This is a genomic window from Labrenzia sp. C1B70 (assembly GCF_000475395.1).
In the GTDB taxonomy this organism is placed as follows: Bacteria; Pseudomonadota; Alphaproteobacteria; order Rhizobiales; family Stappiaceae; genus Roseibium; species Roseibium algicola.
Genome location: NZ_AXCE01000062.1, coordinates 61,160 through 77,154, shown reverse-complemented (window position 1 = coordinate 77,154; position 15,995 = coordinate 61,160). Strand labels below are relative to the sequence as shown.

At 58.8% G+C, this 15,995-nt stretch carries 12 protein-coding genes; 2 read left to right on the top strand and 10 right to left on the bottom strand.

The window, feature by feature from the left end; all coding sequences use genetic code 11:
• Positions 1-17: 17 nt before the first annotated feature.
• The 7 genes from Q666_RS61280 to cysG all read right to left on the bottom strand — a co-directional run bounded on the left by Q666_RS61280 (position 18) and on the right by cysG (position 7,812).
• Entirely contained in the window at positions 18-1,445 is a 1,428-nt protein-coding gene (locus tag Q666_RS61280; protein WP_161633270.1) for a sensor domain-containing diguanylate cyclase, read from the bottom strand.
• A gap of 299 nt (positions 1,446-1,744) precedes the next feature.
• The gene (locus tag Q666_RS0134245) at positions 1,745-2,518 is read right to left on the bottom strand and encodes an SDR family oxidoreductase (RefSeq protein ID WP_023002200.1); all 774 of its coding nucleotides are present in this window, start codon (positions 2,516-2,518) and stop codon (positions 1,745-1,747) included.
• Positions 2,519-2,990: 472 nt separating this feature from the next.
• Positions 2,991-3,524 (bottom strand): DUF934 domain-containing protein, encoded by a 534-nt coding sequence (locus Q666_RS61275; RefSeq protein ID WP_023002201.1) that lies wholly within the window; start codon positions 3,522-3,524, stop codon positions 2,991-2,993.
• 34 nt (positions 3,525-3,558) lie between these two features.
• Positions 3,559-4,320 carry a phosphoadenylyl-sulfate reductase gene (locus Q666_RS61270; protein WP_023002202.1) on the bottom strand — a complete coding sequence of 254 codons (762 nt, stop codon included), beginning with the start codon at positions 4,318-4,320 and terminating at the stop codon, positions 3,559-3,561.
• Complete coding sequence (locus Q666_RS61265) at positions 4,307-5,965, bottom strand: nitrite/sulfite reductase (protein ID WP_023002203.1); 1,659 nt, start codon at positions 5,963-5,965, stop codon at positions 4,307-4,309. The genes Q666_RS61270 and Q666_RS61265 overlap by 14 nt, the downstream gene beginning before the upstream one ends.
• Before the next feature lie 62 nt (positions 5,966-6,027).
• Entirely contained in the window at positions 6,028-6,327 is a 300-nt protein-coding gene (locus Q666_RS61260) for a DUF2849 domain-containing protein (protein ID WP_023002204.1), read from the bottom strand.
• Between the two features lie 21 nt (positions 6,328-6,348).
• Entirely contained in the window at positions 6,349-7,812 is a 1,464-nt protein-coding gene (gene cysG, locus Q666_RS61255; RefSeq protein WP_023002205.1) for a siroheme synthase CysG, read from the bottom strand.
• Between the two features lie 362 nt (positions 7,813-8,174).
• Between cysG and Q666_RS61250 the strand changes: the two genes are divergently transcribed.
• A complete protein-coding gene (locus Q666_RS61250) occupies positions 8,175-9,281 on the top strand; it encodes a hypothetical protein (RefSeq protein WP_023002206.1) in 1,107 nt (368 codons plus the stop codon).
• 167 nt (positions 9,282-9,448) lie between these two features.
• Here Q666_RS61250 and Q666_RS65270 read toward each other — a convergent pair whose 3' ends face one another.
• The 3 genes from Q666_RS65270 to Q666_RS61240 all read right to left on the bottom strand — a co-directional run bounded on the left by Q666_RS65270 (position 9,449) and on the right by Q666_RS61240 (position 13,721).
• Complete coding sequence (locus Q666_RS65270; protein WP_081713387.1) at positions 9,449-11,176, bottom strand: HAMP domain-containing methyl-accepting chemotaxis protein; 1,728 nt, start codon at positions 11,174-11,176, stop codon at positions 9,449-9,451.
• A gap of 832 nt (positions 11,177-12,008) precedes the next feature.
• Positions 12,009-12,461, bottom strand: coding sequence for a hypothetical protein (locus Q666_RS61245; RefSeq protein ID WP_023002208.1), 453 nt, complete (start codon positions 12,459-12,461; stop codon positions 12,009-12,011).
• Positions 12,462-12,554: 93 nt separating this feature from the next.
• A complete protein-coding gene (locus tag Q666_RS61240) occupies positions 12,555-13,721 on the bottom strand; it encodes an acetyl-CoA acetyltransferase (protein WP_023002209.1) in 1,167 nt (388 codons plus the stop codon).
• A 584-nt stretch (positions 13,722-14,305) separates the two neighbouring features.
• On the opposite strand from Q666_RS61240, the gene Q666_RS61235 reads away from it, so the two are divergent.
• The gene (locus tag Q666_RS61235; protein WP_031269821.1) at positions 14,306-15,976 is read left to right on the top strand and encodes an alpha-glucosidase family protein; all 1,671 of its coding nucleotides are present in this window, start codon (positions 14,306-14,308) and stop codon (positions 15,974-15,976) included.
• The last annotated feature ends 19 nt before the right edge of the window (positions 15,977-15,995 follow it).

Sequence of the window (15,995 nt, the reverse complement as noted above, 5' to 3'; positions counted from 1 at the left end):
CCGCCTGTCCGAAAACCCTATGCCGCTCCGCAATGCTCCACGCGGTTCCGGCCGCGTTCCTTCGCCTGGTAGCAAAGCCGGTCGGCTTCGGCCAACAGGGTATCAAGACAGGCTGCATTGTCGTGTTCGACAGCGACGACGCCGAGGCTTGCCGTCACGCGAACCAGTTTTCCGTCTCCTGCGGCAACCGGCTCACTGCAGACGCTTTGCCGAATTTTCTCGGCTTCCGCCACTGCGTCCATGATCTGGCTGTTCGGAATCATGATGGCGAATTCCTCGCCGCCCATACGACCCAGAAGACTGCCTGGCCGCAACGTGCCTTGCACGCGCCGCACGAAGCTGACCAGCACGGTATCACCGGCTGCGTGTCCGTAAGTGTCGTTGACCGACTTGAAATGATCGAGGTCGACCATCAGCAGGGCAAAGCCGTTCATGCCAAGGGAGAGACTGCGGGAGACCTCCTCGCGGAAGGCGTTGCGGTTGAGCACGTCGGTCAGTTGGTCGTGCGTGGCAAGATATTGCAGACGGACCAGCAACGCATTCCGGCTCTGCGTGACGCAGGACAACATGATAGGCGCCAGAGCAACAAGGGAAATGCCGAGCCGGATGGAAATGAGCGTCATCACGTCGAGTTGCAGGGAGCTGCTGTCGCCAAGCCCGTTTGACAGGATGACGAGACCCCACACGCCAATGCACAGCGTCAGTATCGCTGTCGGAAAGACCGGATAGACGACACCACACCACAAGAGCGCCGGAACCGGAAACGCAATGGCGCCAGGTCCTCCGACGACTGCTCCAGCAATACAGGAGATCAGCAGCAGGATCAGCGGTGCGCGTTTTTCCTGCCTCAACCGGGCCAGCAGACCGGAAAAGTCCGGCAACGTTCCTTCCAGCTTCGGTGCCGACAGGATAACCGGCAGAAAGGAGATGTAGTTGACCAGCTCGGTCGTCGACCAGAATATCCAGCCTGGAATGACACCCCCGCCGAAGAGGATCGGATTTGCGATGCCGCCGACAACCCCTGCCAGGGAAGCGGCGATAGCCGAAGCCACCGCAAGATGGAGAAGGGCCAAGGGTTGTTGCAGCCGAACGGAGGAAGCAGGCAAGTACCTATAGACCTGATACCCGGCAGCCACCCCAACCATGTTGGCCGCATTCAGCAGCACGGCCTTTTCGAGTGTCGCTCCTGTCAGAAGATCCGCTGCCAGATAGCCTACGGCAGCAGCAACCCAGCTCTGCCAACAAGCCGACTTAGGCACGCGGACCAGCAGTCCGAGGAGGATTGCGTTGGCCGGCCAGACTGCTGCCAGGAACCCGGTCGGCCGGGTAAGAATGCCGAAGATGCAAGCCAGGAACACCACCAGACCCAGCAAGAACGGTACGCGCATTTCAGGCCTTGCGACCCGGTCCAGGACACCACCCTTTCCGTATAAATTTGCGACCAATTTTCTCTCCATCTGCGACAGCTCGAATTAAGATAATTCAGGCATTCGCCGTCGGACGTTCCGCAATTTCCCGAAGTGCGTCCTTGGTTTCGGAAGGTTTCGGCAACCGAATCCGTTGATCCCTCTGAGGCATGGTGAGGGTGTTTATCTAACGAACCAATAAAAACACAAGCACAAAGTATGCATTAACTTCCGGAGCACGGATGTTTTGCATTAAGTTCACGTGGAGCGTTGACTTGGATTAGGCTGAACGACGTGCGGCATCACGAAAAGACCACGACGCCGTACCAGCCACCGGCTTAGAGCACCGTGTGCCGCAGACCGCCGTTGACTTGCAGGATCTCACCCGTCATTCCGCCGGAAAGATCACTGAGCAAATAGGCAGCAGCTCCGGCAACTTCCTCTGCGGTGACACCGCGGCGCAGGAACGACTGCCGCGAGAGAACTTCATGAACCTTGCGGAAGTCGGGCAGGACGCGCGATGACGTGGTCGGGACCGCGCCGGCGGAAACACCGTTCACACGGACATTCTCATGGCCAAGTTCCGCCGCAAGTGCCCGCACGGAGTGTTCCAGGGCAGCCTTTGCGACACCCAGGACCTCGTAGCCGGGCACCACGCGCTCACCGCCCAGGAAGGTCAGGGCGACAACGGATCTGAGGTTCGGGTTGCGCCGCTGCACCTCCCGCACCAGGGCGATGAAGGCATAACAGCTGGTGCTGATCGTCTTCAGAAAGTTCTCTTCGCTCGTCCCCAGCAGACCGTTCTGTCCGGCTTCGCCGATGTCGGTCTTGGCCAGGCAGAACACCATGCCGGTCAGGTCGGTCAGATCGTCAATCGCGTCGATGGACTGCGGATAATCCAGGAAGCGGATGTCGTGATGTGGCGTTTTGGCAGACAGCTTTTCCGGCCGGCGCGACGTCAGCACGGTTTCCCAACCGTTCTGATACATGTGCTCGCCGATTGCCAGGCCGAGCGATCGCTTTGAACTGACCCCGACCACAAGCACCTTGTTGGTCTTTACTGCGGGCTTCCTCAGATCGAAGAGCGTTTCGAGGGTGCGAGTGACGGCCATTGAGCGACATTCCTGCTGAGGACCGGAACCGGCCTGCGGTATTGGATTTCGGGAAACAATTGGCAATGCCCCGGTATCCCCGTTTCGACGCCACATTGCCTCGTGCGCCAGTGCCGGTTCGCCGGCAAATCATTTTGCCGCCAGACCATATGACGTATAATAAGTCAGTCTTGTGACAATGCGATTCACAGCCTGTAACCGGATGTTTCAATCCACTGACGAACTGCATTCCGGTTGCTGACACAAACTGGACGGGCAAAACACTTGCCGTGGTTCGGTTTCACCTTTTCCTTCGACAGCAAATGACCTTGGACGAGCACCTGTAGTCTTTGGCGATGCCGACGGCCTCTTGCAAGGATCGCCGCCCGCAAACAAATGGGGACCCCGCCTTGCGAGGTCCCCTGAAACGCTCGTTCGAATTTTGTGCCGCCATCCTATGACCATTGTCGCAAGACGGGCAGACCTGTTCGGCTTACTCCGCGGCGACCGCCAGATCCCGGTGGGAGCGGCGCGCCCACGGGCGTGTTCCTTCCGGGATTTCATCGACCGTGCCGACCGGCTGCAGATATTTCGTTACTTCGGGCCATTCACCGGCCTTCAGGGCTTTCAGCACTTCCGGCTTGGAGATCTCGAACGTCGACACACCGCAGCGGCGTGCCAGCGGCACCTGGTCGAGAATGTATTTCCCGAGCGCGCGGATATCACCCTTGTAGCCGATCTGCTCACGCAGGATGCGGGCTGCGGAAAAGCCGCGGCCATCGGAAAAGCTCGGAAAGTCGACGGCAACCAGTGCCAGTCGGTCGAGATAATTTTCGATCAGCTCGACATCGTCACCAGCCTCGACGATGACGGCGGTTTTGCCGTCTCGTGCCAGATATGCATCCGGGTCGATGAGAAACACGGTCATCGGTACAAGCGCATCGCCTTCGACAGCAGTGCCGGTTTCGGCATCTGTCCGCGCCCAGCTTTCCTCGACGAAATCGCCGTCCTTGAAAATCGTTGCCATTCTTTGCGTCCTCAAAATCCTCTATCGACAGCGGTCAGATACCGCTGCCGTCAACTTCCTTGCCATGGGTCGGCCAGTGAATGCCGCATTCCGTCTTGTCCTGGCCACGCCAACGTCCAGCCCGGGGGTCCTCGCCGGGGGCAACCTTGCTGGTGCAGGGCAGGCAGCCGATGGAGGGGTAGCCTTGCGCCACCAGCGGATGCGGCGGCAGATCATGGGTCTTGGCATAATCCAGAATTTCGGCAGCCGTCCAGTCCGCCAGCGGATTGACCTTCACCCGGCCTTCGTCGATTTCGAAGAACTCCAGGCTGGAGCGACTTGCGCTCTGGAACCGCTTGCGGCCGGAAATCCAGGCTTCGAAACCGTTCAAGGCCTCGGCCAGCGGCACCACCTTGCGGATATGACAGCAGGCGTCGGTATCGCTCATCCAGAGCATGCCCGCGGGATCTTCCCTGGAGAGATCGTCCTTGTTCGGCTTCTGGGTGCGGACATCGGTCAGGCCGAGCTTCTCGATCAGCTCATCACGATAGAGCAGCGTGGCCGGAAACAGTTTGACCGTGTCCACGAAAACGACCGGCGTCGACGGGTCGATCTGGGCAACCATATGCAGGAGCACTGCGGAATCGGCCCCGAAGCTGGAGACCATGGCAATGCCACCGGCGAACTGGTGGCGGATGGCCGCCCTCAGGACGTCGTCCGCGGTTGCATCCTCGAACTGGGCGTTGAGTGCGGCGACTTCCGCCTGCAAGCCCAGCTCCGGATCAACACCTAGGCTGAATGTCTCATGCAGCGCCATAAAGGGCCTCCTTGAAGGGATCCTCCCCAACCCGGCGATAGGCTTCCAGGAAGGTCTCTTCTTTGCCGTTCCGCAGGCCGAGATAGGTATCGACCAGCTTCTCGATGGCATCGACCACTTCTTCAGACGAGAAGCCGCGGCCGACGATTTCACCAATGGACGCGTTTTCGTTGGCGGAGCCGCCAAGCGTCACCTGATAGAATTCCTCGCCCTTCTTCTCCAGGCCGAGAATGCCGATGTGGCCGACATGGTGGTGACCACAGGCGTTGATGCAGCCGGAGATCTTGATCTTCAGCTCACCGATCTCGGCCTGCCGTTCCGCAGCACCGAAGCGTTCAGAGATCCGCTGCGCAACCGGAATGGAGCGGGCGGTTGCCAGGGCGCAATAGTCCATGCCCGGGCAGGCGATGATATCGGTGATCAGACCGGCATTTCCTTCCGCGATACGCGCGGCCACCAACTCGTCGAACAGCGCCGGCAGGTCGTCCAGCTTTACATGCGGCAGGATCACGTTCTGCTCGTGACTGATGCGGATCTCGTCATGACCGTATTTCTCGGCAAGGTTCGCGATCACGTCCATCTGCTCATCCGACGCATCACCCGGGATGCCGCCGATCGGCTTCATGGACAATGTGACGGAGGTATAACCAGGGACCCGGTGCGGGTTGAGGTTATGCGCCGTGAACTGGGCAAAGGCTGCATCCGCCGCCTTGCGTGTTTCAACGGCAGCCGAGGTCGCATTGCCCACTTCCAGCGGAGGCGGAGCAAAATAAGCTTCGATGCGGCGCACTTCCTCGTCCGGCAGACGCAGGACCCCGAAGCGGATCTTTTCGAATTCGGCCTCGATATCCGCCTTCAGTTCGTCCAGCCCGGTTTCATGAACCAGGATCTTGATGCGGGCCTTGTACTTGTTGTCGCGGCGGCCGTAGCGGTTATAGACGCGCAGGATCGCTTCCGAGTAGGCAAGCAGATCTTCCTCGGGAAGGAAGTCGCGCACTTTGCGGCCGATCATCGGCGTACGGCCAAGTCCGCCACCAACGAAGACCACGAACCCGATCTCACCGGCATCGTTGCGTGCGAGCTGCAGCCCGATATCGTGAACCTGGACGGCAGCACGGTCGTTCGGTGCGCCTGTGATGGCGATCTTGAACTTGCGCGGCAGGAACGAGAATTCCGGATGCAGCGATGACCACTGGCGCAGGATTTCCGCATAGGGGCGCGGGTCGGCGATCTCGTCGGCGGCAGCACCGGCGAAGTGATCCGCGGTCACGTTTCGAATGCAGTTGCCCGACGTCTGGATGGCATGCATCTCGACTTCTGCCAGCTCTTCCAGGATCTTCGGCGTATCTTCCAGTTTCGGCCAGTTGAACTGGATGTTCTGGCGCGTGGTGAAGTGGCCGTAGCTCTGGTCGTACGTGCGGGCGATATGGGCAAGCTTGCGCATCTGCCGGCCGTTGAGCGTGCCATAGGGAATGGCAACGCGCAGCATGTAGGCATGGAGCTGCAGATAGAGACCGTTCATCAGGCGCAGCGGCTTGAACTCGTCCTCGGAAAGTTCGCCAGCCAGACGGCGGCGGACTTGGTCCTTGAACTGCTCGGTACGCTGGTTCACGAAGCTCGCGTCAAATTCGTCGTAACGGTACATGTCTCAATCTCTCCTCAGCGGGCGCTGCCATGGAAGGCGCTGCCCTGCCCTTCATTGTTGTTTCAGGCGGAAACCGCCTGGGCCTGCTTGCCCAGTTCCGGGTGGGTGGTCGGGCCGGTTGCCCGGATCTTTTCGCGCAGGCGCACCGGTACGATGACGCCCTCTTCCACGGTCACGTCCATCTCGTAGACACCAACGACTTTCTGGTTCTTCTCGGCCTCAAGACCTTCGGCCAGGGCTGCCGCGACCGCTTCCTTGCCGTCATAAACCTTAGCCAGCGTAATGCGCTCGACCCAGGAACCGTTTTCCGCGAGCCAGACAACATCGCCGTTCAAAAGGCGGTTGGCGGTGATGACTTTCATGTGCGTCCACTCTCTTCAAGTTCAGGCGGCTACAACCCGGGCGGCGAGCTGCGGCGCCAGGGGTTCGGCCTTGTCCATTGCGGCATGGCCCACGGCCTCGCCGATCACGATCAGAACCGGTCCGTCGATCTCAGCGCGGTTCGACAGCACCGCGAGTTCGGACAGGGTTCCGGCAAATTGGCGTTCGTCCGGGTGTGCCGCATTCTCGATAACGGCAACCGGTATTTCAGGTTTCAGGCCCGCGCCGATCATCTTCTCGGCAACCGCAGCCGCCACGGTTCGGCCCATGTAGACAGCCACCGTCGCGCCCTTGAGTGCCAGCCCAGCCCAATCCGGCAGGGTTTCGGACTTGGCATTGTGGCCGGTAGCGAAAACCAGGTTGGAGGCGACACCGCGCAACGTGAGCGGGATCTGGGCTGACGCTGCCGCGGCGAAGGCTGCCGTGACGCCTGGAACAATTTCAAAGCCGATACCACCTTCGCGAAGCGCTTCCATTTCTTCTGCCGCACGGCCAAAGATCATCGGATCTCCAGCTTTCAGACGCACGACTTTCAAGCCCTTGCGGCCAAGCTCGACCAGGAGCTCGGAAATTTCGGACTGCGGCACGGAATGAGCGCCCTTGCGCTTGCCCACTGAAATGCGCTCCGCATCGCGGCGGCCCATGGCAACGACATTTGCCGGCACCAGCGCATCGTGAACGATGACGTCGGCTTCCTGCAGCAGGCGCTGCGCGCGCAGGGTCAACAGGTCTTCCGCGCCCGGCCCGGCACCGACAAGCCAGACAAAACCGGGCTCGTCCGCCATCGAATTCAACAACCGCTGTGCCTCTGAACGGGCGACATCAGCCTTGCCTGCATAGAGATTGGTTGCGACCGAACCGGAGAAGAAGCGCGCCCAGAAACTGCGGCGCAGCCCCCCGTCGCGGATCACCTTGGTTGCGGCATCGCGGAAACTTTCGGCAAGACGCGCCAGCTCGCCGGTCGAACGCGGCAGCATGGCTTCAATGCGCGCGCGGATGTGGCGCGACAGGACAGGACCGACACCGGTCGAGGTTATCGCAACGGCGATCGGTGCGCGATTGACCAGGGCTCCGGTGTAGAAGTCGCACAGTTCCGGCTTGTCGACCGCATTGACCGGAACGCCCTGCGCCCGTGCCGCATCGACAACAGCCTTGTCGAGGTCCCAGTCTTCGCGCGCGGAAAAGACCAGAGCGGCGTCCTTCAGATGACCAGGCTGGAAATCCTCGGCAAGATGCTCGGTCTCGAAGAGGTCAATAGCCTCCTGCAGATCCGGTTCGACAATTTTGGATACGACGACGATCCGGGCGTTGGTTTCCCCCAAGAGACGAACCTTTGCAGCAGCTTCACCGCCGTGCCCGACAACGAGCACACGCCGGCCGGCAACCTTCATGAAGGCCGGAAACACGTCGAGCCGGTCTTCCGGCTTTTTCAGTGTTTTCAGAGTGTCGCCACCACGGCTAGTCATCGTCAGGGTCTCCAGTCCCAGTTTGATGGGTCTAATGTAATCGGCAGCCCATGCCTGCGCCGGGCACCGGATTTCAAAGCTGGAAACAGAAGCGGAATAGTTTTTTGCAATCCTCTGATTTGGCCAATTTCAATTCCCGGCGGCCGGTCAGAGTGATTTTTGCGAGGAAAAACTTCCAACGGGCCCGGTCCGATTGAAAGAGTTTTTCTCCTGTTCCAACGGGCAGTGAACACCCCGTTCAGCCGTCGTTTGCGACGGCATTCAAGCTTCCGGGCAAGCGTGCGTCATTCTTGATGCCGCAAAGGAAATCACTTAGCCTTTCCAGACGGCTGGGACACGGCCGCAGTGGCATCTGAGGGGGTATGATGCGTCTTGTTTATTCATTGGTTGCCGCCGGGGTTTCCGCAGGTCTTTTGCTCTTCGGTAGCTTCGGAACTAGCCATGCAGCCGTTGTTGAAAACTTCCAAAGCGGCGGCTGGAACGGCAGTGCCTTCACTGATGATCAGACCGGCGCATTTTCGACCTGTGTCGCGTCCGTGAGCTACCACAGCGGCATCACGCTATATGTCCAGCTCGACACCAACTACAACTGGGCCATCGGCTTTTCGGCGCTTCAGTGGAACATGAAGGTCGGCGCAGATATTGCGCTTCAGTATCGCATCGACCGGAGCGCCTGGCAGAGCGGCGTTGCCAAGGCGACGTCGAAGAATCTGGCGCGCATGCAAATGCCGAGAGGCGGCTACATCATCACCCGATTTCGCCGCGGACGGACACTTTACGTTCGAGATGGCACCTTCAATTACGAATTCCGCCTCACAGGCACCTCTCGCCTGATGGCACGTCTTGCCAAATGCGTGGAGCAGAACATCGCTCGGTACGGTGCGGCGCCCGTTGCCGGCACTGCAGGCGCCAGCTCTCAAGGTGGCCTCGGACATTCCGCCCCCACCAAGGACGAAGCGGCGGCGTCCAGTTCGGCGACCGACCCGCAACTTGCCATCGAAGCGACCCAGGCCCTGTTCAACCTGATGGGCAGCGCTGGCCTGTCCGGGCTAAAGCTTGTTCCCGACGGACAGCGCGAAGAAGATCTGAACGGCCTTCATGCCGTTGCCACCAACGACGCACGCACGATTGTGGCGCACATTTTCCCGGCGGGTAGCTACCAGTCGGAAGAAGAACTGATGTCGCTTATTGTTGCCGACAGCCAGAAGAAATGCGCGGAAGGCAAATTCACCTCAGGTTCCGAACGGATCAACGAGAACGGCAAACCGATCTATACAAGTTACGCCAACTGCGAAACTGGCGACTTCCAGTTGATCGAGCGGGTCGCCATCGCAAAGCGCAAGGCGGGCGGGGTCTTCATTTACGGCGTGGCGGATACTTACGTCGGCGAAGGCGGTGGCGCACCGGTTTCTCCGCCTGAACTAACGGATCCGGATCTCTACTCGGCAATCGCAAACGCTGCGGAGTAAGGCAAAACGAGCAGCCCAGATCACTGACCACAAGTCGGCTGTTCACCTGAGGCGCAGGTCGGCGTTTTTCCGTTCGCCGCCTCATTGTCACTTGGAGGATTGTCAAAACCGGGAAACAAAAAAGCCGGTGGAAACCGCCGGCTTTTCGTCACTGGTCTCGGTTGACATCAGGCCGCAAAGGACTTGATGAAGTCCTCGATCTGGTGGGTCAGCGTCTGGGTGCGTTCTGCAACCAGGTTGACCGCCTGGCGAACTTCACCTGCCGCATCCTTGGAGCGGACCGCGTTTTCCTTCATGCCGGACACGCTGTCGCTTGCCGTCTGGGTGCTGGTGGAGGCCTCGTTGACGCCACGGGCAATTTCGCCAGTCGCTGCGCTCTGTTCAGTAACCGCCGATGCGATTGCCGTTGTTTCCGCCGTTACATTGCCCATGATGTCGGTTATCTGCTGGATCGAGTGGGCTGCATCGGTGGTCGCTTCCTGAATGGCGATGATCTGCTGGGTGATGCTTTCCGTGGCTTTCGCTGTCTGATTGGCCAACTCCTTGACTTCCGCAGCAACGACAGCAAAGCCCTTGCCAGCTTCACCAGCACGAGCAGCCTCGATAGTTGCGTTGAGAGCCAGAAGATTGGTCTGTTCGGCGATGGTCTGGATCAGCTGGACGACTTCACCGATTTCCTGGGCCGCAGAGGAAAGGGTTGCGACCTTTTCATTGGTCAGGCTGGTGGTTTCGGCAGCTTCCGAGACAACTGCGGAGGTGGAAGCCACACGCTGGTTGATTTCCTCGATGGAAACCGAAAGCTCTTCAGCGGCGGAAGCGACAGCCTCGACATTACCCAGAGCCGAATTGGATGAATAGGCCGCTCCTTCAGCGTGTGTCGTGGTGTCATCTGCAACACCGATCAGCACAGTTGCTGTGTCTTCCAGCTGCGACATGGTGCCGGTCACATCCACGATGAGGGACGATACGCTGCTGCGGAAGGAAGCAGTCAGCTCCTCGCGCTGCCGCATGCGCCGAATGCGCGCTTCGTCTTCCGCCTTTTGCGCCTTGACCAACTCCTCTCGCTCCGAAGCGCCGTCGCGCAGGACATTGATCGCATTTGCAAGCTGTCCGATTTCGTCAGCCCGTTCGCATTCGGCAAGGTGAATGCCATAGTCGCCCTTCGAAAGCCGGGCGACTGCCTCGGCAAAGGACCCGAGCGGCAGAATGACCGCACGCATGATGAAGAAACCGGCCATTGCCAGGGCAAGGACGACGAGCCCGAGGTTAGCGTAGGTCATGACGTCAGCGTTCCGGGCCGCACTCTGATAGCTCGCCACCTCAACGGCCAACTCGGCGCGTTCCGTTTCCAGATGCTGGTGATGAAGATCAAGGGCTGCTTCCAGCGCCGTCGTCAGGCTTTCAGCTTCGCCGTCGAATGCCCCCATGAGCTTGTTGCCCTGCTCCGGTCCACCGGCAACATAGGCCTCCGCCATGGCTTTTCCGGTGTCGTAGTATGACGGGAATTTCGCCTGAACGTTCCTGATCTTTTCAACAAGATCCGCATAACCGAGCTTTTCGGCGAGATCGATTGCCGCGGTGCTCTCGCTCTTGAAATTGTCGGAGAAGGAAACCGCAAGATCAAAACCGTCGTTCAGGCCATCAAGACCTCTTGTTGCGGAAATGTCTGTCAGCCATTGCTGCACCTGAACGATGTCGAACTGCATTTTTTGCAGTGAAATGGCCAGGTTCACGCCGTCGGTGGCAAAGGTTTCCGCCCCTTCGCGGAGATGCCCCGCGTTTTCTTCGAGCACGCCAAGATTGCGTATCGTGCCAAGGCTCAGCGCTGTCGCAACAACGAACAGTACAGCCAGCATGGCGATCATTTTGGATTTCAGACTTTGAAAGACGGACATGGTTAACCCAGCTTATGTCGCACCTGCCCCCTGCCGATGCGTTACTCTGGGCAACAATCTGATTTTATAAGATTTTTAAAAAATTAATTTAGGTGAACACTTAGGAACTTTTCACGAGTATGTATTTAGACAAAAACTACTTTCATTTTCAACAAAAAGGCAAAGAGGGCGATTTCTCGCCTTCTTCTAGAACTCATTAAATACAACTATAACGATTACTTCATCGCCTGCAGTACAGAGACGAAGTTCGCCACGGCAGCGCGAGGAAGATCTCAATGGCCTTTATGCGGTTGCCGCCGACTCCGCACGGACGCTCGAGGCGCACATCTTCCCGTCAGGCAGCTATCAATCGGAAGAAGAGCTGATGGCGCTGATTGTCGCCGACAGCCCCAAAAAAAGTGCGCGGAAGGCCGGTTTTCCTCAGGTTCGGAGCGGATCAACGAGAACGGCAAAGCGATCTACACAAGCTACGCCATTTGCGAAGCAGGCGATTTCCAGCTGATCGAGCGTGTCGCCATCGTTCCACGCAAGGCGGGCAGGGTCTTCATTTACGGCGTGGCCGATACTTAAGTCGGCGAAGGCGGTGGCGCACCGGTTTCTCCGCCTGAACTGACGGATCCGGATCTCTACTCGGCAATCGCAAACGCTGCGGAGTAATCCTCACAGTTTGCCGCTGCAAACGTATTTCCACTGTTGCCATCCCCGAGCGAGTGGGTACCCAGGAGCTGCATCGGTCACTGTCCTGTGAAACAACCAATATGCCGAATCCCGGCCATTTGCTGCGTTTCGATTGGGGTGGCAGTCCGGAAACACAAAAACCTCCGGTCTCACCTCACCCTTTCATGAGGGCAAACGCAACTAGGGGCAAACCGAAAACGCCCGCGACGGCCAGTGTCCAGATGTCGAACAGCAGCATTGGCCTGCGATCGAACAACCGAAACAGCAGCGGTGATGCCGTGTAGACCGCGACCCAGGGCAGAGGCCCGTCAGACGTCCGTTTCAATTTTGCGCGAATGGACCAGCCGCCGTATAGGCAGCCGGCGGAGAGGGCCAAATGAAGGTTTAAGCCGGTCAACAAACTGAGAAAAACTGCGGCTAGAACAACTCCAGAGGCACCCAACATGAAATGCATTCCCTCCAGAACTTCGTCCTTCGTCGGAGAGTTGAAGGCGAAAACCGGCTTGGATTCTTTGTAAAATGGAGGACAACCATTCAGTATTGTGAACCCGCCGAAGAAATAAAACACCGCCACATAAAATAAACTGATGAATAAGTCTTTTGTCATGAGATTTTTTTAGAGACTGAAACAAGAATGGACGGATCGGCCACAGCCGATCCGTCCACCGCAAGCTAATTGCACTTCCTGTCCGTTACAAGATTACTTCATCGCCTGCATCACGGACACGAAGTTGGCCACCGCGGCACCACCCATGTTGAAGATGCCGCCGATCTCGGCGTTCTTCACCTGGATTTCGCCGGCAGTGCCGGTCAGCTGCATCGCAGTGAGCACGTGCATGGAGACACCTGTGGCGCCAATCGGATGGCCCTTGGCCTTCAGACCACCGGACGGGTTCACCGGCAGCTTGCCGCCCATTTCCGTCCAGCCTTCCAGCACGGCGCGAGCACCCTCGCCTTCCTTGGTCAGGCCCATGGCTTCATATTCGATCAGCTCGGCAATGGTGAAACAGTCGTGGGTCTCGACGAAAGACAGGTCATCCAGCGCCAGATTGGCATCGCCGAGTGCCTGACCCCAGGCCTTGGAACAGCCTTCAAACTTCAGGATGTCGCGCTTCGACATCGGCAGGAAATCCTGCACATGGGCAAGCGCGCGGAAGGCAACCGCCTTCTTCATGCCGAGCGCCGTTGCAGGATCGGTCAGGACGAGTGCGGCGGCACCGTCGGACACCAGCGAACAGTCGGTGCGCTTTAGCGGACCGGCGACAAACGGATTCTTTTCCGATTCCGCGCGGCAGAAGTCGAATCCGAGGTCTTTGCGCATCTGGGCGTAGGGGTTGCCGACACCATTCTTGTGGTTCTTCGACGCAATCTTGGCCAGGGCATCGGACTGGTCGCCGTACTTCTGGAAGTAGGCGTCGGCGATCTTGCCGAAGACACCGGCAAAGCCTGCCGGGATATCGCCTTCTTCCTTCAGGTAGGAGGCCTTGAGCAGGTTCTTGCCGATTTCCGGACCGGGCGTCGTGGTCATCTGCTCGACACCGACGACCAGCACGAAGCGGGCGTCGCCCGAAGCAATGGCGCGCACACCCTGATGCACGGCGGCAGAGCCGGTGGCGCAGGCGTTTTCGACACGGGTTGCCGGTTTGAACCGCAGCGCCGGATCGGCCTGCAGCACCAGCGAAGCGGTGAAATCCTGTGCCGAGAAACCGGCATTGAAATGACCAAGCAGGATCTCGTCGACATCTCCCGGCTCGATACCTGCGTCCTTGATGGCATCGACCGCCACCTTGACGATCATGCTTTCAACCGTCTCTTCCGAATGCTTGCCGAAGGGCATGTGTGCCCAACCCACCATGGCTGCCGTCATGACACTTCCTCCAGGTTTTTTGCCCGCAAGATGAAACCCGATTTCCGCCGGATCTCTTGTCCGTGCGAGGGGCCCTCCATCTTACGTAAGTTCTGTGTGCGGGGACAGTTCCAGCTTCCATGTTGCTTTGCAAGAAGAAACTGACCTAAACGTCATAACAATATTTTTCCATGTTTTATTTCAGTTACTTAAATAATATAGTCCAAAGAGATAACACGCGTTGGCCACGCAGGCGCAGCATGTCGGAGGCTTCCGTCTTCGGCGAGGTCCGCGGCAGGCAAACCGATTGAGATGGTCACACCCCTGTCACTTAAGCCATGTAGGAAAAGCGCGTTCCGGACAAAATCGTGTTTCGTTCCTTTTCAGTAGCTCCACCGGTCCTGCCTCGCAGGGCCGGTTTTTGCATGTGCTCATCCTCCCCGTTCCATATGTGCGACGCAATTCACACATCGCTTACCGAAAGCAATTGCCGAACGACTTTTTCAACACTGTTCACTTGACCTGACAAGGCGCTGGATATAGCCATTCAAAGCGCTTTGAAACCCATGAAGACCGCCTCAGAAGCGGAACGGAGACAACCGGCAATGTTCGAAGAAGCCGAAACGGGCCTGGAGGCTGATGTGCCGTCAGACATGAAGAATGACCCGGATTGGTGGCGTGGAGCGGTGATCTACCAGATCTATCCGCGCTCCTTCAACGACACCAATGGTGATGGCATAGGCGACCTCAACGGCGTCAGCGAACGCATGGACTACATTGCCTCGCTGGGCGTCGATGCCATCTGGCTGTCGCCCTTCTTCACCTCGCCGATGGATGATTTCGGTTACGATGTCTCCGACTATGAAGATGTCGACCCGATGTTCGGCACGCTTGCCGATTTCGACCGCATGCTGGCTGCCGCTCATGCGCGCGGCCTGAAGGTGATCATCGACCTGGTGATTTCGCACACCTCCGACCAACATCCATGGTTTGTCGAAAGCCGTTCGTCACGCGACAATGCCAAGGCCGACTGGTTCGTTTGGGCCGACGCCAAGCCGGACGGCACGGTGCCGACCAACTGGCTTTCGATCTTCGGCGGCCCGGCCTGGGAATGGGACAGCCGCCGGCGCCAGTATTACATGCACAATTTCCTGACCAGCCAGCCGGATCTGAACTTCCATAACCCGGAGGTTCAGGACGCGGTTCTCGGTGCCGCCAGGTTCTGGCTCGACCGCGGTGTCGACGGGTTCCGTCTCGACACGGTGAACTTCTATTTCCACGACAAGCAACTCCGGGACAACCCACCCCTGAGCGCGACTGAAATGCCGTCCACCGTGGATCCAACCAACCCCTACGGCTATCAGGATCACCTTTACGACAAGACCCAACCGGAAAACCTGTTGTTTCTTGAGAAGCTGCGCGCGCTCCTGGACAAATATCCGGGCACGACGTCCGTCGGTGAAATCGGTGCGGACGGACAGGCCGTGGAACTGACGGCGTCCTATACGGAAGCCGGCAAGCGCATTCACATGGCCTACAGCTTCGACCTGCTGACACCCCAACATTCGGCGCCCTACATCCGAAAGATCGTGGAAGAGATGAACGCCGGCATCGGCTCCGGCTGGGCTTCCTGGGCGTTGTCGAACCACGACGTGAAGCGGGTCGCCAGCCGCTGGGGCGAGGATCTGGACATTGCCCGGTTCGCACCGCTTGAAACTGCACTCTGCGCCTCGCTGCGCGGCACCCCCTGCCTTTACCAGGGCGAAGAACTCGGCCTGCCGCAGGCTGAAGTTCCTTTTGAAAAGCTACAGGATCCCTATGGCATTCGCTTCTGGCCGGAATACAAGGGCCGCGACGGCTGCCGGACACCAATGCCGTGGGTGAAAGACAACAGCAACGCCGGTTTCTCCGAAGCCGAGCCCTGGCTTCCGGTCGCGCAGGATCATCTGGCGCTTGCCGCCTTCGAACAGGACAAGGACGAAAGCTCCATCCTGAACCGGAACCGGGCCTTCTATGCCTGGCGGCAGGCTCAGGAGCCCCTGAAGAAGGGCGACATGGTGTTTCTGGACAGCCAGGCCAACACGCTGGTCTTCACCCGCAGCCATCAGGGTGAGACCGTGCTGTGTGCCTTCAACCTTGGCACCGAACCGGCCACCGTCACCTTGAACGGACTTGAGCTGGAAAACCTCAATGCGCCCGGCTTCAACGGCACGCTGGAGGGCGCCACGATTGTCCTCCAGGGTCTCGACGCGCTGTTTGCTCGCGTGAAATCCTGATTTCGCGCCTTCAATTCAG